Raw genomic sequence first — 15,976 nt, 5'->3', positions numbered from 1 at the left:
TTCTTAAAGAGTTGTTATCTGACTATTCTCACTGGCCTCTTCATAGGTATATACATTATTTCTAATCCTATGTTCCGTCACTTTAGCTAAATTGTAATCAGTATCAATATAAAGCTTAAACTTTAGATTTTTCGACTGATCTTCAACAATAATATAAAAAGGCAGTTCATCCCTTTCTCTAGCAAGCATTGGAGATTCAATCTTTAGCTGCTTTTGGGAGCTATTATACTCATCTTCATTATACTTTATCTTAACAACGGCCTGATCTGTAAGATTAAATTTATACATTGGTCCCCAGTCCCCCCAAACAGAATATTCTAGTTTAGAAAGATCGGGTAATGTTACCTCAACATCAGTTGAATTCATTGGACTACCCCAAATAAAATCAAATTTTTGATTTGAAACTTCTCCGATATTTAGTTCCACAAGTCCTCCTTTGGTTCAATCCAAGAGTCTGATTGAAATATTTTAAATTTTAAATTTTTAGGATTAATCGATATAATTTTTAACCAATTGTTAGAAATCAGCTCTCTAACCATTTGATGTTTACTGATAATTTCGTCAATTGCTGATGTCTCGGCCTCAATAAAGACTTGAAGTCTTAAAGGCTCATGAAAGTAGTCACCTTTATATAAAACAGATTGTTCTGTTAATCCTCCAAGCAGATCACTTTCATTACCTTGAATACAGCCAATTCCACCAACAACATTATTTAGAACCTTGTTACCTGCACCAAATTTTTGAGGATTTACTGTACTTGCGTAATACTGCATATTGATCCAATTCGTTACAATCATTGGTGCAGTCATAATAAGCTCTAAAATCGAAAGATCTTTATCTTGTTCAAAATCATAGTCATGAAGGAAGGCCCTTCCATCAAGCTCTAAACTTCTTGTTAATTCTCTGCGACCAACCACAAATGATGCATTTCTAGCAAGTCCCCATTCTGGACGAATCTCAGACCAGTCATTTGCCTTTTGAAAAAGCTCCCCACTTAATTCACTATCCTTAAGCTTTGAACAATTTGGTAAATTTCTTGCTCTTTCTTTCTGACAATTCTTAGAGGCTTCTCTGAACTTCTTTTCATACAAACTTAGCTCTTGGCCTTGCTTTAGGCTTAATCCCTCAAACTTATCAATATGTATTTCATCTTTTACAGTATTGTGCCAACCTGACATAAATAAAGTATCTCTAGGTATCTCAATTCCTTTACTTTTTAACTTAGCTTGAACTTCTAAATCATTTAAAATTGTGGCCAGGAATATGGCATTACTTTGTCCATTATGTCCTGCACATGCACCGCATTCTAAAGCAGATGCATATGGGTTATTTGAAGATTCACTTCCATGCCCAATGAAGAAAACAAACTTTGCAAAATTCTTAGTTAGCCCCATATTCTTTAAAGCATTAAAGGCCAAGTTTACTTTCTCTTCGATTTTAATTTTCTCAAAATCAAATTGAATATTCTCTTTGTCTTTTTCAGATAGCCCCATTGAAGAGATATCGAGATTAGGCTTCTTTTGAAAGATGCCAGACTTTAAAATCTTTCCGATATAAGAAAATCCAAGTGTTTCAACAAAAGAAAAGCCTGAATTAGCAGAAGCTTGAACACTCTTTTTGAAATACTGAGTCTGTGCAAATGCTTGTTTTTTATTTTTAAGTGAAGTCTCATCTTTTGTCTCCACTTCACTAATTTCATAGGCAGAGTTTAATAGAATGGGACAATTTTGATCACTCCCTTTATGCCCAAGCCCCTTCACTGAAATTGGCACTCCAAAAAATCCTGCAAAGCCAATTGTTTGTATTTTATGTGAGCTATTTTCGAGGTGTCTTCTTAGAACTTCACTACGAACATCAATACAAAATGCCATTTGAATATCGGGCCTAGAGTTAAGATCCTTACTATTAACAGAGCTTTTAATTGTCTCCTCAACTCTCCTTCGGTAGGCACATTCAACGGCATTTAACCAAATATAAATGAGATCTAAATCACGATCATCTTTATTTGAACAATGTTGGCCCTCTAGGCTTACAACAGAGATCTCATCAAGTAGAGCGATATCATAGGCCATTCTCATGACAACGATATCAATTAATCCTCCTATCTCCTTAAGCTTTGAACTCTCTCCTGAGCGATTGGCCTCAAATTCAAATTTTTGGATGTATGAACTCCAACCTAGCGTCGTATAAATGAGACGATAATAATAATTTGAAAGATCATCTTGTTCTAAGGATATCTTTTCTAAAAGTATATCTGTTAGAGATTCAAGTGCTTTTTTGGGACTTTCAGGAAGAAGTTCAACAATTTCATTGAATCGATTTGTTTTTCCATCAAATGGCCTGTCATATTTTACGAGGGACTTCCACCAAGTATAAAGTCTTGTATCCTTTGTCTCTATTTTCCATAGGGCCTGACCTTCATCAAAATACGCGGAGGCCCATCTTGAGATTTCTTTAGTTATTAACTCAGTAGTCTTTTCATTATTTTCTAAATCATAAAGATCACTAACTGCTCTAAACTTTAAGTCACAAACTTTTCTTTCAGATGATCTTATAAAGTCCATCAACTCTTTTATCGTAATATCACTTAGTGAATTGTTATGAATTTCTTTTAGATAAAGTTTTTTTGCAACTTCTAGATCATACTCTGTAATTTCACCAGATTGATATTTCTTTAGAAAGAACTCTTTCTTAGGCAAAGTATCTTTTCCTGAAATATGTCGCATATACTTGGCCAATTCGAGAAAGTTCTTATCTTTAAAGCCAAAAAAAGGATTTACAGCAACATAGTCACGTATATCCCAAAGAGGAGTTAATCTCTTGCTTACTTCAAGAAAAGTCTCAATGACAGACTTTTCTTGTCTAATCTTTAAAGACGTAAAAGCTTCTTTTCTAATTTTTTCTTTATCTAATTTTACGATTTCGTTCATTAGAAGCCTCCTCTTAGTGCCTTCACATAGATCTGTTTACCGACTTCTGTTTGAGAAATTTTGTCTAAACTATTTTGAATCAAATATAATGCTATGAAAAAGCCAGCAGATATAAGAACTGTTACAACTCCAACGATTCCAGGCATTGATACATTGGCCGGAACAATTCCCTCTAATAAGATTGTCATGAATTTTGTTAAACCGAGATAGATTAAAACAATAGAGCTTGCAAAAAGCACCGCTTGGAATTTATCTTTTGAATTTAAAATCATTTGAGATGCAGCTAAGGCCAAAACAATTAAGAGAATGAAGACCCCTGGGTTTTCTAAGACATTTACGCCTGTATACATTAGGCTTCCAACGACTAAAACGATAGAAGTTGCACCTAGAAGAAAAGAGTTCCTAAATTTATTAGTAATTTGTTGTTTTGGAAAATAACGATTGAGCCTACCAAAATCTGTTGCTGTACCTGAACTTAAAAATGCATAGGCCTTGTAAAAAGCATGACCTATTATATGAACTGTTGCGATGGAAAAGGCACCTAATCCACATTGAAGCATCATAAATCCCATTTGAGCAATTGTTGAATAGGCTAAATTCTTTTTCACATTCACCTGAGTAAACATAACAATAGTTGCCCAAAATGCAGTGAAGCTACCAATGATTGCAAGTAATGAAAGCGCTAATGGAGTACTCGATAAAAATGGGGCCATTCTAATTATTAAATAACCACCAGCATTTATTATTCCAGCATGCATAATTGCAGATACTGGAGTTGGTGTCTCCATCGTATTTGGAAGCCAGTGATGGAAAGGAAATTGTGCTGACTTTGTCATTGCACCAAGAACAAGAAAGATTGAAGCAGTATTTAGTAATATGTAATTATCTTTTATCAAGAAAGTATTTTCGGCCATTGCAAAAATAGTATTAAACTCAAGAGTTTTAAATACATTTAAGAGAATTCCCCCTGCAATAACTATAAAAATATCACCTAGACGATTTATCCAAAACTTCTGTCTTGCTGCTTTGATGGCCCCTTGCCTATTTGAAAAATGAGTAAGCAGTTTATGCAGAAAGTATGAAGCGGCGGCCCAAGAGATAGAAAATAAGACGAGATTTGGTGCCAAAAGCATTGAGAATACAAAACTTAGCGTAAAGGCCAGATTCTTTTTAAAGTGTTCGCTCTTAGGGTCATCTTCTAAGAATCTAATTGAGTAACGAGCAACGACTATACCGATGGTTGAAACTGTCGCAGCGATTAGTCCAGATAAGACATCAAGCTTTAAACCGACTGAGAAGTATTTAGAAAAGTTCCAAATGGTCAGCTGGATTGGACTTTTATCAATATAACTTAGTATTGAAAAACTAATAAATACAAACGGGCCAAGCAATTGAGCAAGGCCTAGGCTTAGCTTCTTTGAGCTCCCAGATAACTTATAAATTATTATCGGCAACAGAAGTAGCACGGGAAGTAAGTATTGTAATGAGTTCATAAATTCTCCTTAACAAGGCAAGCCTAACAGGAGAACACTATACATGCAATTTTTTTCATGTATTTTTTATCATGCATTGCATATCATGTAATAATTTTCATGTATATCTTTTCATGCAAATACGGTATCTTATAAGCTTGTGGAGGGGCGATGAACCAGAATGAAGCAAAGTGGACATTTTTTAGTAATCACGGGCACGTATACCTGCTGATAGCTGCAAATGAGGACATTATTGTAAGAGAAATCGCTTCTAGAGTTGGCATCACCGAACGCTCTGTTCTAGGAATTATTCAAGACCTTTATGACGCAGGGTACATAATGAAGGAGAAAGTTGGTCGCTCAAATCGCTACAAGATTGTTCCCAAGAAAACCTTAAGACACTCACTTGAATCAAATGTTCAACTACAAGATCTCATCGATCTGATTACTAAAACTAAAAATAGCTAATAATTCAGCACTACACCTCTTCTAGAATCTTTCTTCTTGGCCTTGCTATAAGTGAATAGAAACAAGGAACGACAATTAGTGTAAAAATTGTCGATAGGAAAACACCACCAATAATAACCAGGGCCATTGGCCTTCTCGTTTCAGAGCCTGCTCCCACAATAATAGCGGCAGGTAAAGCCGAGGCAAGAGTTGTGAAGGTTGTCATAATAATTGGTCTAAATCGAGTTTCACAAGCAACCAGAATTGCATCAGTTAATTCTTTACCTTCATCTCTAAGCTGATTTGAGAACTCTACGATTAGAATTGATGTCTTTTTAACAATCCCCATCGTTAAGAGAATACCAATCATTGAATAAATATTTAGCGTACTTCCAGATAACCATAGTGCAATAAAAGATCCCGCCAAGCCAAATGGGATGGCCAAGAAAACAGTAATTGGATCTGAAAATGAATTAAATTGACTGGCAAGAACCATATAAGCAATTACTAGACCTAGGACCATGATCATAAGAACACTGAAGAGAGATTCATTTAGGTCCTTAGAAAACTTAATATAGTATCCCTTTGGTAATACCTTCTTACTGACTTCTTTTATAAAAGCGATTGCCTTACTTTGAGCAACATCAGTATTTAAATTTGCATCAACTCGTATACCTCTTGCTCTATTTTCTCGGTAAATTGATTGTGGACCGAATGCATCCTCAATCTTTACAACATCATTTAGAGTTACAAATTCTCCGCGATTATTTTGTAACAGAAGTGAAGATATATTTTCACGTGTACGATCTTCTTCTTTTAATTGAACAAAGACATCATAGCGACGTCCGCGCTCTGTATACTTTGTTGCACTAACACCACCTACACCAATGTTCAGGGCCTCAGCAATTGTTCTAACTTCAACTCCCCTTTGCTGTGCTTTAATTCGATCTGGAATTATATGAACTTCAGGAAGCTCACCAATATCATCAGAACGGACACCAACCATAAGTTTTGATTCGCGCATCTCTTTTTCTAACTGCTTATAAAGTTGAGCTTGAATCTCAGCATCTGGGCCAGTAATGGTAAATTCAATTGGACTACCTCTTCGGCCACCAATTGCAGATCCCATGCGGTCTCGAATAATAATCTTGATCCCTTCTATCCCAGCTAATTCTTTTCTAAGGTCTGAGGCAATTTCAAATTGGGTCTTGGTTCTCTCGTTGCGATCCTTTAAGATCAGTACACCGAAGCCACGATTTCCAGTCGTGGCCCCACGTCCACCACCAACGGCAACAATCATTCTTCGAACATTTTCATTCTTTTCAACGATGGCCTCATATTCCTTCACCTTTGCGTTTGTATAATCTAGACTTTTTCCATCTGGAGCAATAAAGATCACAAACATAAAGCCTCGATCAGACTCTGGTGCAAATTCCTTATCGATAAAGTTTAAAGACGTAAATGAAACAAAGATAACGACTAAAGAAGTTAAGAGAATTTTTATTCGATGACCTAGAGCAAAGTTTAGACATTTTACATAAGTTCTTTTTCCAAAATCAACAGCACTATCAACCCAGTGATGAATGAAGATCCCTTCAGAAGCAACATTTAAAAATTGAGAACATCTCATTGGAGCTAAAGTTAAGGCCTCAAGAGAAGATAAACTTACGGCAATACAAATTGTTAAAGCAAATTCTCTAAAGAAGCGCCCTTCTATCCCAGGCATCATTGTAATTGGTGCAAAGATAGCAACAAGGACAGCTGTCGTTGCAAGAACGGCAAAGGCGATCTCGCTACTCCCCTTAAAAGAAGCTTGGACTTTATCGTGGCCTTTCTTGGCGTAGCGGACAATATTTTCAAGCATTACAATGGCATCATCAACGACGATTCCAATTGCTAAAGTCAGTCCTAAAAGTGAGAACGTATTTAAAGAGAATCCCATTAAATACATGAATGCGAATGTTCCTATAATTGCCGTTGGAATTGCTAGGAGTATATTAATTGTTGCTGACATTGAGTTTAAAAAGAGCCAGCAAACAAGAGATGTTAATAAAACTGATAATAATAGGTTTTGTAATAATTCATTTATAGATAAACGAATAAAAGATGTACGATCAAAGTTAACAGAGAGATTTGTTCCCTCTGGAAGATTATTTGATATCTCCTTTACACGCTCTTTTACTCTATCTGCAACTTCGACGGCATTTACACCTCTTTGTTTATAAATAGGCATAGAAAGAGAAGGTGTGCGATTAACACGAGAGATACGAGTTCGATTCTCAACCCCAGCATATATATGGGCAACGTCTGAGAGTCTTATTGGTACGTAATTCGCCCTTCCTCCCCTACGATTAATGATCATATTATTAAAGTCTTCAACTGTTCGACCTTCACCTAGAACACGAAGACTCGTTTCGGTCTCAGGTGTTTCAAATTTCCCAGCAGGTAACTCAACACTTTCTCGTTTGAGAGTTTCTACGATATCTGAAAGAGTTAATTGATATTGTTCAAGCTTTTCAGCTTTAACATCAACTCTCATCATTGGATCACGGGCACCAAATGCTCTTACCTCAGAGACCCCCTCAATTGTTGTTAATTGATCAATAATTCCATCTTTGAATAAAATATTTAACTCTCGCTCATTTAATGTTGTTGAAACTAACGCTAAATACATAACAGGATCATCTGCTGCATTTGATTTTGTCACGGTTGGTGTTTCAACAGTATCAGGAAGAAGTCTCTGGGCCCTTCCTAGGAGTGTTTGAACTTCTTGTAATGCAAAGTCGATATTCTTATCAAGAGAGAATTTTAATTCAATACGTCCTTGACCACGGCCAGCAGTCGAGGTCATATCTTTAATCCCTTGCATAGAAACAAGTATAGATTCAGCAGGCTCTAATACATCTTTTTCAACTACTTCAGGTGTTGCACCTTCATATTCATAAGAGATAGAAATCGATGGATAATCAACATCAGGGTTTTCATTTATCCCTAGTTTCGTAAAACCGAGGGCCCCAAATAAGATTAGTGAGAACATTAGCATCCATGCGAAAACAGGATTCTTAATCGATATTGATGATAATTTCATATTGAACCTTTTTTAACCCTTAGGAATATTTCCAAGATAAGCATTGGCCTGATAGAAGATTGACTTAACTTCAAGTGATGATCTAATCGCTAATTTTTCAAGATCAATAACATCATCAAGAGATCTGATGACTTCAATTTGAGTGACTAGACCTTTATCTAAATCTTTGAGTTGTTCTTGATAGGCTGCTCGACTTCGATCCAGCGCTCTTCGAAGAGTAATTAATTCATTCTTCTTGGCTTCAAAATTTCGAACGAAAGTATTCCATCGATTGATAGAATTACGTCTGGTGAAATCAACCTGTGCACTATTAATACGTTCTACTATTTTCTTGCTAGAAACTTTTGAAGATCTCTCTCCAAAGTCTAATAGATTAAGGGTAACATTTAGGCTTACACCCCAGTCACGATCTCCCCCCTCATTCTTATCGAGGTTGTAACTAGCACTTAAATCAATTTGTGGATATAAGTTAGCCTTTTCAATCTTACTTTCAAGGACTGAACTTTCATAATCAAACTTAAGACTTTTAAGTTCTGGAATATTCTCAAGATCAACATTCTTTGAAAGCTTAAGTCCTAGCGGATCAATACGATTTTTTAAGCCTTCAATCTTATCAAGCCCAGAAAAATTTCTAAAGTCTGTTATCGAACTTCTAACTAATGCTTTAGTTGCAACGAGGTTTGCTTCGAGTCGATGAAGCTGGGATTCGAGGGCAAAAAGATCGGCCTTTCTATCACGGCCAATCTTCGTTCTTTTTTTAACAATACTAACTCTTTTTCTTAGATTGCTAAGTAGTCCATCAATTCTTTCATATTCTTCAATAGCAGAAGAGACTTGAAAATATAAAGTAGCAAATTGACTATAGTAAGCTGCTAGATTCTTCTCTTTTAGAGCACGGGCCTGTTTAGGAACAACTTTCTTATAATCATAAAGTGCAAACTCAGCTCCACCCTGGAAGAGCTTTTGTTTCATCGAAAGATAAACCTCAGAATCCAATTCCTTATTCGTTGAGGAAAAATTTGGATACCTGTTTTCATAAGTATTCTCATTAACAATATCAAGACTTGGATATAGTGATGACTCAATTGTATTGAGATCTGAAATTGACTTATCTTCTGTTAATTCAAAGACCTCAACTTGTTTTGATTTTTTAAGTGACTTTATATAGAGGTCCTCGACAGAGGCAACTATTGTAAAATGTGAAAGTAGGCATAGTGAAGTGAATAAATAAATTCGACTCAAAGTTTTATCTCCTGAACTTTTACGACAAGCCTAAATTACTCAAATCGTAACCTTTTTAATAATAAGTTAAAGAATTTTATTAAGCTTTACTTACAAGTTCAATTCAGTTGACATAAAACTGACATATGAATGGATATTATGAAAAGAATAACGGCCAACAGCACGCAAAACAGTTAAGTTCACAAACTAGTTCACCCTTAACGGCCAATATATTGTGTACAAATCACTGACGAGAATAATCTTTAGTGGCCCTTACAAATTCTCGAAACAAATTCCTTATATCTTTTCGATAAAAGAGAAACTCGGGATGAAATTGTAATCCCATGATAAATCGAGGGCCTTCATTTTCCACAGCTTGAATAACGCCATTATCCTCAACGGCACTCACATCAAGGCCTGTGCCGAGTTTATCAATAGATTGACTATGTAAGCTATTAACTTCAGTTTCATCCTTTTTAAAAATTTCATTTAAACGAGTATTAGGTTTAATCTTTATCTTTTTTCGATAAAAGACTTTACCCCACAAGCTACTTGGATAGTGTGCCCCTTCAAATACTTTTGAGACATCTGTATGAAGAGTTCCCCCCTTAAATACATTTAGAAGTTGAGCTCCACGACAAATACAAAAAATGGGAAGCCTCCTCTTTTTTGCAACTCTAAGCCAATTAAGTTCGAGCTCATCACGTTTATGATCATATTTATAATTCTCTTTAATGTCCTTGTTATTGTAAATTCCCGGATATAGGTCAGTTCCTCCTGAAATGATTAGGCCATCAATATCGAGATCTAATTGAGGATGTTTTGTTGAGAGATTTACTGATCTTGCATTAGAAAAATATAAACAAACCCTAATTGCCAAGTTTTGAATTATGCCAGTTAATCCATATGATTTCGTAACACCAATAAGTGGCTTCATTAACGGAAGTCCTCAACATAGTGGTTACAAAGCCTTAACCACTTCTTTTCAAACGAGAGATTGCTATCGTGATAAAGGTCGATAAATGACTTAGACATCTTGCTAATAATCTCTTTATCATTGGCAATTCTTTCTAATAGACACCATCTTTTCCATTCAACAAAGATATTCCAGGACTCTAACCCCAATTGACAACTAGGAAGGCGATAATGAAACGTAGGTCTTGCCTTAACTCGCTCATCAGTTACAACATTACGGACTCGCTCTTCATCGAGATAGAGAAAGAGTGGCAAGAAGTCCAGCCCCCTATTTCGAGTAGGATTGTATTCGAGATAATCATCAATAAGCTTTGAAAGATCTGGATGATAGTCTTGATCAAGAACAAGCTCTGCATAGTCATTTGGGAAATCATCAACGTAGCCAGTTAACTCCCTAGTAAGCCCAATATCAATTTGTGATTGCAGCCAAGAACTAAGTAAAATATAAGAGCGAAGTACGCTTAATATATAAGAGCTTTCCTTAGATGTTATCTCTGGATTGAATTGCATAGCAAAAGCAAAATATGCAGACTCATTAGTCCCTCTGGCCCCAGCGTCATGAAGGCTTTCTTCAATTTTCTTAATAATATTAAAATTTTCTTCTTCTAAAGGAGGAGAAACGATCTCAGTTGGAACGAGTTCTTGTGTGATAGGTTCTAAGATATCTTTTATCACACCTTCAAAGTCAAACTTCTTCACTTTGATATTTTTTTCTGAAGACTGTGCTAATTCTTTTAGAAGTTTTGCATCTGTTTCGACTTTAAACTCACCGTATTGTGAATCAACTTTAAAACATGCATCACTAATTTTCTCGACGTCACCATCGAGGCAATCAACGATTAAGTTTGCCGTTTTTTCAGGTGTTAGGCCTTGAAATTCGATTTCAAAGCCTACTGTACGGTTTTGATCTTTGAAATTCTTTGTCTTCATTCGAAAGATCATAACATATCTATTTTCAAGAATCGAATGGAGCAGTAAAGAACTCAACTTAAGAATAATTCTGGGAACTTAGCAAATTGGATTTATTTCAAAAGATATCCTATGATGAAAATCAAACGTTAAGAAGGAGTTACAATTGAATAAATTTAAAATTGACCTTGAAAAGATTAAAAGCCGTGCTCGTGAAAAGATGATGGACGGAGCAATGACTGAGTCTTACAAAGCTAATGCTCAAGAAGTAATTGAAGTTTTAAACGAGGCCTTAGCAACTGAAATCGTTTGTATTCTCCGTTATAAGAATAATCACTTCATGGCAGAAGGAATGAATGCCGATCCAATCGCTGCAGAGTTTCTCGTTCATGCAAATGAAGAACAACAACACGCAGACTGGCTTTGCGAAAGAATATGTCAGCTAGGAGGAATTCCTAACATGAATCCTGAAGGACTACTTACACGCTCACACGCTGACTATTATCAAGGAGCTGATCTTAGAAAAATGATTGAAGAAAACCTTGTGGCAGAAAGAGTCGCAGTTGAAACGTACTCTGAAATCATTAGATGGATTGGAGACTCAGATCCAACCACACGTCGTATGTTAGAGGATATTTTAAAAGAAGAAGAACATCATGCTGATGATCTTGTTGGATATTTAGAAAAAGGGCTTTAAAAAATTAATAATAGATGGAGGTAATTTATGAGTGATAAACCAGAAGTTCCACCAAATAAACCAAAGCATCCGACGCCTTCGCCTAAGCCGCAAACGCCGAAGATACCAAGAGAAGTTCCAGAGCCGCCAAATGCACCTGATAGGACGCCAATAGAAGTTCCGCCAGATGTGCCAAAAGAGCCGCCAATAAAGGAGCCTGAAAAGCCGAACGAAAATCCACCGAAAGCATAAACAACGAAAGGAGGTTTATCGATGAAAACAGTTAAAGATTTTTTAAATGAATTAGAAACAACTAGAGATGAATTAAAAGTTCAATCACATTTATTAAAATCCGAAGTGAAGGAAAAATGGGATGGACTTGAGAGTAAATGGGAGAAGATCAACAATGAAGTTGCTCCTACTAAAGAGGCCACTAAAGAAGCAATCGACAATATCTCAGAGGCCAACAAACTCCTTCTAACAGAGCTTAAAGAAGGCTACAAGAAAATCAAAGATACTTTATAAATTACCTCACCATGCTCCTTTTGTTCAAAAAAAGAAATAAAAGGAGCATGGTACTTAAACTGCCTATTAAAAATAAGATTATCTTAAGTACTAAGTTACGACTTTCCATATTAATCTGAAGAGAGCATCAAACACTATTTGATACCAATTTTCAAAGGAGATTCAAATGGGAAGACAAGCTTTAAGTGACCAAAGTAAGTATAAACATAGAGCTCATACTAAGCACTATGTCGATGATACATTCGAAAAAGGTACTGATACTCGAAACTGGAAAAAAAATATAAAAAGAGATGAAGATATTCAAGATTCGGACAGAACGGATCTGCATGCAATCGAAAACAAGCTCATCATAATGCGACAAGAAATTACTGATAGAATCAACACGTTAACACGAGATAAAACACACCAAGATAACCCATTGACCAAAGATCACGACGACCAGTCTATTGCAGTGGAAAACGATGAAGTGATTGAAGACTTAGATGAGTTAGCAAGAATAGAGCTAAAGAGTATCGATCACGCTCTAGAAAGAATTAGAAATGGAAACTTTGGAGTCTGTGAGAAATGTGGTTCAGAGATTGAAGACAAGAGATTAAAAGCACTTCCCTATGCAACTAGCTGTATTGAATGCGCCCAAAATTAGCCAGGCCATACTCCCTTCTTAGAATCCTAACAAAGAAGCATGGCATATAAGTTTTAATATTAGAGATTGAAGTCGTAAACAACTTCTTGTCTAGTTACATCACTTAGTTCTTTTGGATAATTGATCATGCATGAATAATTATTAATTCTTGTAGGTGGACTCCCTGCACCAGGGTAGCCACCAGTAGTGACATCGTCTTGTAACTCTGAAAAGTCTAAAGACAGATAAGTTCTTGAGCGAATCTGATAGCCCCTATCTCCATTTGCAACTAGCTCAACAACAGAACCTCTTCCACCACTTGTTGCCCTATAGCCTTTGTCAAAAAAGTGTCCTCTATAACTTTTGAGACGAAAAACATTTTCACCTACAATTGTTAATTGGAAAACCTGCTGAGCTTTCCCCTTACTCATATTTCCACCGACTCTTTTTGTTTCTAAAGCACAAGTTATATTATCGATATCACTTGAAGCAAATGTAAGACTTGATGTAATGAAGAAAGCTGTTAGTAAAAGTATTTTCATATTCATCTCCTTTTTTGTGATTTTGTAGGTTCATTTATGACATTATTCTCATTGTAAGAATAATTCTTTATTGATATGGTGGTATAACTTTTAGATATAGGTGAATTATGCTTAAAGATCACTTAGGTAAACTTGAATATTTTTGTAATATTGTTGAAACAGGTTCTTTGCAAAAGGCAAGTCAAAAGGCATATGTAAGCCAGCCACAACTGTCCAAAGTTTTGCGACAATTAGAAGAAGAGCTTGATACACAGCTATTGATAAGACGCTCAGATGGCGTTATTCCAACTCCAGCTGGCGACAAACTCTATTCCTATGCAAGAGAGACGATTGATCAAGCAAATCAAATGCAACTCTTAATAAGAGATAATGTGCAAGCGAGCGGTAATGTCTATATTGGAACATACGACAGTATTTCGAGATATTTCTTTCCTGACTTTATCAAGTATTTAAGAAAGCTTGCCCCCTCTCTTAATATTATACTTTCAACTGGGCGAAGTTCACAGAAGTTGAAAGAATTAAAGAAAGGTGAACTCGATATCGCCATCATTGTATCAAGTGGTGTCAAAAGTCGCTCTCTTAGTGAAAAGATCATATACTCAGACTCCTTTGGGCTTTATCATTCTCAGCAAATTGAAAGCTCTTTTCTAGATCATATAATAAAGTTTCCAGAATCAATCCACTTTGATGCAACTAAACTAGGCTTTAAACATATTTTATCTTGCGATAATTTAGAAACAGTGAAATCTCTTACAGAGCAAGGACTAGGAGTCGGACTACTTCCTCATCGAGTTGCACGAGAAGGAGTCCTCCAAGGAAAGCTTATTCCTCATAAGAAAGTCTTAAGTCAAGAAAGCGAGCACAATATTTCATTATTTTATAGTAAGAAAAATATTAGCGCCCATGCACAAGTCGTTATAAATGAAGTCGAAAGGTTTTTAACAACGTGGGCAAAGAGCTAAAACCACTTGAGGTCTACTTAAACTTCTCACCAGTAAACATTAGAAGCCATGTCTTTCTCTTATTCTTATAAGCATCAAAGAATACGCCACCAAGATGTGCAACAATCAATGCAATTAAAGAGTTTGAAATGATCTCGTGAATATCTTCTAATAATTGATTACCAAAGAAGCGATCAAGTCCCATGAGAAAACCAGTAATCCCAAGTCCACCAATTGCAGTCCACATTAACCAATAGACATACTTTGCTTTCTCATTATAGTGAGACACTTTGCGGCCTTTACTAATTAATAAGCGAATGAAAACAAAGGCAACACAGGCATAGCCAAGGTAGCGATGAATTTGCTTGCCTTCTTCAAGAATAAAAAGATTTAAAATGATAATAGAGGCCACTCCCCAATGGAGTAGCCTAAATTTTAAAGGTAGTTTCAAATCATTCACTAGTGATTCTCTTTCTTTACGATAGAACCATCAACTGGATTGAAATAGATTTCGACTTTATTCTTATCTTTGTCCCATCCATAGATTTCGTAGCAATTGCCTTCAGTTACTTTAAATTCATTAATCTTATATCCTTGTGATACGAGATTTGATTTAAAAGTTTCTTGATCTTGCCACTTGCTTTTGTCTTCAGTTGTACATTGTGTTTTCTTAGAACAAGAAACAAAAGTCATACCTAATAATACCATTACAAATATTTTCTTCATATATACTCCTTATGGTTCAACGCCATTACTTTTTTATATTATCTAATTGAATTCCCATGAGGTCAAAGTTTTAGCTCTTGTAATAATATCTTAACTATCATATGACACACATATGAAAATCTTAATTCTACTACTTTGCTTTAGTACTTCGGCCCAAATCATCAATCGCCAATCAATTGCCAAAATGGCAAAGAGAAATCATTTGGCCCTAGAATATAGTGAAGTTAAGAAACTAATGTTTTCAACAGTTGATAATATAAATGGTGTTGTCTGTAGTGCCTATACACCTAGTCAGTGTCAAGAAAGATACCAGCGTCGCTATAAACGAAACTTCAAACTTAATATTGAACACACTTGGCCTCAATCAAAAGGTGCTGATGAGCTGCCAGCAAATAGTGATATGCATCACCTATTTGTGACGAGTAAAGAGTCCAATAGCAAAAGAGCAAATCTTCCTTTTTGTGATGCAGTTTATGACTACTGGCAAATGGATGGAAGTATTCAAGGCTTTGATGAATACTCTCAAGACTGTTTTGAACCTCAAGATCATCACAAAGGAAATGTCGCTAGAGCGATGTTCTACTTTGCTATTCGCTATGATTTTTCCATTGATAAAGATCAAGAAGCAACTCTTAGAAAATGGAATATAATTGATCCTGTTGATAATCGCGAGTTAGAAAGAAATGAGATTATTCAAACTCTACAGGGTAATATTAATCCATTTATCTTAAATCCTGAATTTGTTGATGCAATAAAAGATTTTTAGAACGTTAGGGGCGCGGGTACCAATGGAACTTTCAATAACTTAGAATTCATTTTGCACGTAAAATAGTAATGAAAGTGCCTAAATGAGCAGAGACTCAGTTAATCAGCCCTAATTTTAAGATAAATCACTAAATTGT

At 35.7% G+C, this 15,976-nt stretch carries 17 protein-coding genes; 7 read left to right on the top strand and 10 right to left on the bottom strand.

From position 1 onward, the window contains the following. Positions 1-3 precede the first annotated feature (3 nt). Genes BALOs_RS03970 through BALOs_RS03960 form a run of 3 tightly spaced genes read right to left on the bottom strand, consistent with a single transcriptional unit; the run spans position 4 to position 4,423 of the window. Positions 4-426, bottom strand: a complete 423-nt coding sequence (locus BALOs_RS03970; RefSeq protein ID WP_120404352.1) for a hypothetical protein — start codon at positions 424-426, stop codon at positions 4-6. Continuing rightward, positions 417-2,930, bottom strand: a complete 2,514-nt coding sequence (locus BALOs_RS03965) for a DUF2309 domain-containing protein (RefSeq protein ID WP_120404351.1) — start codon at positions 2,928-2,930, stop codon at positions 417-419. The genes BALOs_RS03970 and BALOs_RS03965 overlap by 10 nt, the downstream gene beginning before the upstream one ends. Then, positions 2,930-4,423, bottom strand: coding sequence for a proton-conducting transporter membrane subunit (locus BALOs_RS03960; protein WP_120404350.1), 1,494 nt, complete (start codon positions 4,421-4,423; stop codon positions 2,930-2,932). Before BALOs_RS03960 ends, BALOs_RS03965 begins: the two co-directional genes overlap by 1 nt. Before the next feature lie 150 nt (positions 4,424-4,573). Between BALOs_RS03960 and BALOs_RS03955 the strand changes: the two genes are divergently transcribed. Continuing rightward, positions 4,574-4,870 (top strand): winged helix-turn-helix domain-containing protein, encoded by a 297-nt coding sequence (locus BALOs_RS03955; RefSeq protein WP_115361269.1) that lies wholly within the window; start codon positions 4,574-4,576, stop codon positions 4,868-4,870. A 10-nt stretch (positions 4,871-4,880) separates the two neighbouring features. On the opposite strand, the gene BALOs_RS03950 is transcribed toward BALOs_RS03955, so the two are convergent. The 4 genes from BALOs_RS03950 to BALOs_RS03935 all read right to left on the bottom strand — a co-directional run bounded on the left by BALOs_RS03950 (position 4,881) and on the right by BALOs_RS03935 (position 11,063). Beyond that, positions 4,881-7,937 (bottom strand): efflux RND transporter permease subunit, encoded by a 3,057-nt coding sequence (locus tag BALOs_RS03950; RefSeq protein ID WP_120404349.1) that lies wholly within the window; start codon positions 7,935-7,937, stop codon positions 4,881-4,883. A 12-nt stretch (positions 7,938-7,949) separates the two neighbouring features. After that, positions 7,950-9,179, bottom strand: a complete 1,230-nt coding sequence (locus BALOs_RS03945; RefSeq protein ID WP_120404348.1) for a TolC family protein — start codon at positions 9,177-9,179, stop codon at positions 7,950-7,952. A 223-nt stretch (positions 9,180-9,402) separates the two neighbouring features. Further along, on the bottom strand, positions 9,403-10,095 hold the full coding sequence (locus BALOs_RS03940; protein ID WP_120404347.1) for a gamma-glutamyl-gamma-aminobutyrate hydrolase family protein: 693 nt from the start codon (positions 10,093-10,095) through the stop codon (positions 9,403-9,405). Then, positions 10,095-11,063 carry an amidoligase family protein gene (locus tag BALOs_RS03935; RefSeq protein WP_162929533.1) on the bottom strand — a complete coding sequence of 323 codons (969 nt, stop codon included), beginning with the start codon at positions 11,061-11,063 and terminating at the stop codon, positions 10,095-10,097. The genes BALOs_RS03940 and BALOs_RS03935 overlap by 1 nt, the downstream gene beginning before the upstream one ends. A gap of 199 nt (positions 11,064-11,262) precedes the next feature. Here BALOs_RS03935 and BALOs_RS03930 point away from each other — a divergent pair, with 199 nt between their 5' ends. From BALOs_RS03930 to BALOs_RS03915, 4 genes are all read left to right on the top strand, one after another. After that, positions 11,263-11,739, top strand: a complete 477-nt coding sequence (locus BALOs_RS03930; RefSeq protein ID WP_115362289.1) for a bacterioferritin — start codon at positions 11,263-11,265, stop codon at positions 11,737-11,739. Positions 11,740-11,766: 27 nt separating this feature from the next. Continuing rightward, positions 11,767-11,970 carry a hypothetical protein gene (locus tag BALOs_RS03925; protein ID WP_115361279.1) on the top strand — a complete coding sequence of 68 codons (204 nt, stop codon included), beginning with the start codon at positions 11,767-11,769 and terminating at the stop codon, positions 11,968-11,970. Between the two features lie 21 nt (positions 11,971-11,991). Continuing rightward, positions 11,992-12,243, top strand: a complete 252-nt coding sequence (locus tag BALOs_RS03920) for a hypothetical protein (protein ID WP_115361281.1) — start codon at positions 11,992-11,994, stop codon at positions 12,241-12,243. 166 nt (positions 12,244-12,409) lie between these two features. Next, complete coding sequence (locus BALOs_RS03915; RefSeq protein WP_120404345.1) at positions 12,410-12,886, top strand: TraR/DksA family transcriptional regulator; 477 nt, start codon at positions 12,410-12,412, stop codon at positions 12,884-12,886. Positions 12,887-12,945: 59 nt separating this feature from the next. Here BALOs_RS03915 and BALOs_RS03910 read toward each other — a convergent pair whose 3' ends face one another. Further along, a complete protein-coding gene (locus BALOs_RS03910) occupies positions 12,946-13,407 on the bottom strand; it encodes a hypothetical protein (RefSeq protein WP_120404344.1) in 462 nt (153 codons plus the stop codon). A gap of 107 nt (positions 13,408-13,514) precedes the next feature. On the opposite strand from BALOs_RS03910, the gene BALOs_RS03905 reads away from it, so the two are divergent. Further along, on the top strand, positions 13,515-14,369 hold the full coding sequence (locus BALOs_RS03905; protein WP_115361289.1) for a LysR family transcriptional regulator: 855 nt from the start codon (positions 13,515-13,517) through the stop codon (positions 14,367-14,369). A gap of 13 nt (positions 14,370-14,382) precedes the next feature. Here the strand turns inward: BALOs_RS03905 and BALOs_RS03900 are convergent, their stop codons facing one another. Both BALOs_RS03900 and BALOs_RS03895 read right to left on the bottom strand, forming a co-directional pair. Next, a complete protein-coding gene (locus tag BALOs_RS03900) occupies positions 14,383-14,808 on the bottom strand; it encodes a cytochrome b/b6 domain-containing protein (protein WP_120404343.1) in 426 nt (141 codons plus the stop codon). After that, complete coding sequence (locus BALOs_RS03895) at positions 14,808-15,074, bottom strand: PepSY domain-containing protein (RefSeq protein WP_115361293.1); 267 nt, start codon at positions 15,072-15,074, stop codon at positions 14,808-14,810. The genes BALOs_RS03900 and BALOs_RS03895 overlap by 1 nt, the downstream gene beginning before the upstream one ends. A 112-nt stretch (positions 15,075-15,186) precedes the next feature. On the opposite strand from BALOs_RS03895, the gene BALOs_RS03890 reads away from it, so the two are divergent. Then, complete coding sequence (locus tag BALOs_RS03890) at positions 15,187-15,840, top strand: endonuclease I family protein (RefSeq protein ID WP_120404342.1); 654 nt, start codon at positions 15,187-15,189, stop codon at positions 15,838-15,840. The last annotated feature ends 136 nt before the right edge of the window (positions 15,841-15,976 follow it).

Origin of the sequence: Halobacteriovorax sp. BALOs_7 (genome assembly GCF_003612895.1) — a bacterium.
GTDB lineage: Bacteria > Bdellovibrionota > Bacteriovoracia > Bacteriovoracales > Bacteriovoracaceae > Halobacteriovorax_A > Halobacteriovorax_A vibrionivorans.
Note: the sequence above shows the minus strand (reverse complement) of the source record. Positions and strands in the feature narration are given on the sequence as shown.

Excerpts from the sequence above, each read along its gene's own strand:
- BALOs_RS03965 (WP_120404351.1), bottom strand. The coding sequence starts at position 2,930 with ATGAACGAAATCGTAAAATTAGATAAAGAAAAAATTAGAAAAGAAGCT.
- BALOs_RS03960 (WP_120404350.1), bottom strand. The coding sequence starts at position 4,423 with ATGAACTCATTACAATACTTACTTCCCGTGCTACTTCTGTTGCCGATA.
- BALOs_RS03955 (WP_115361269.1), top strand. The coding sequence starts at position 4,574 with ATGAACCAGAATGAAGCAAAGTGGACATTTTTTAGTAATCACGGGCAC.
- BALOs_RS03950 (WP_120404349.1), bottom strand. The coding sequence starts at position 7,937 with ATGAAATTATCATCAATATCGATTAAGAATCCTGTTTTCGCATGGATG.
- BALOs_RS03940 (WP_120404347.1), bottom strand. The coding sequence starts at position 10,095 with ATGAAGCCACTTATTGGTGTTACGAAATCATATGGATTAACTGGCATA.
- BALOs_RS03935 (WP_162929533.1), bottom strand. The coding sequence starts at position 11,063 with ATGAAGACAAAGAATTTCAAAGATCAAAACCGTACAGTAGGCTTTGAA.
- BALOs_RS03930 (WP_115362289.1), top strand. The coding sequence starts at position 11,263 with ATGATGGACGGAGCAATGACTGAGTCTTACAAAGCTAATGCTCAAGAA.
- BALOs_RS03925 (WP_115361279.1), top strand. The coding sequence starts at position 11,767 with ATGAGTGATAAACCAGAAGTTCCACCAAATAAACCAAAGCATCCGACG.
- BALOs_RS03920 (WP_115361281.1), top strand. The coding sequence starts at position 11,992 with ATGAAAACAGTTAAAGATTTTTTAAATGAATTAGAAACAACTAGAGAT.
- BALOs_RS03915 (WP_120404345.1), top strand. The coding sequence starts at position 12,410 with ATGGGAAGACAAGCTTTAAGTGACCAAAGTAAGTATAAACATAGAGCT.
- BALOs_RS03910 (WP_120404344.1), bottom strand. The coding sequence starts at position 13,407 with ATGAAAATACTTTTACTAACAGCTTTCTTCATTACATCAAGTCTTACA.
- BALOs_RS03905 (WP_115361289.1), top strand. The coding sequence starts at position 13,515 with ATGCTTAAAGATCACTTAGGTAAACTTGAATATTTTTGTAATATTGTT.
- BALOs_RS03895 (WP_115361293.1), bottom strand. The coding sequence starts at position 15,074 with ATGAAGAAAATATTTGTAATGGTATTATTAGGTATGACTTTTGTTTCT.
- BALOs_RS03890 (WP_120404342.1), top strand. The coding sequence starts at position 15,187 with ATGAAAATCTTAATTCTACTACTTTGCTTTAGTACTTCGGCCCAAATC.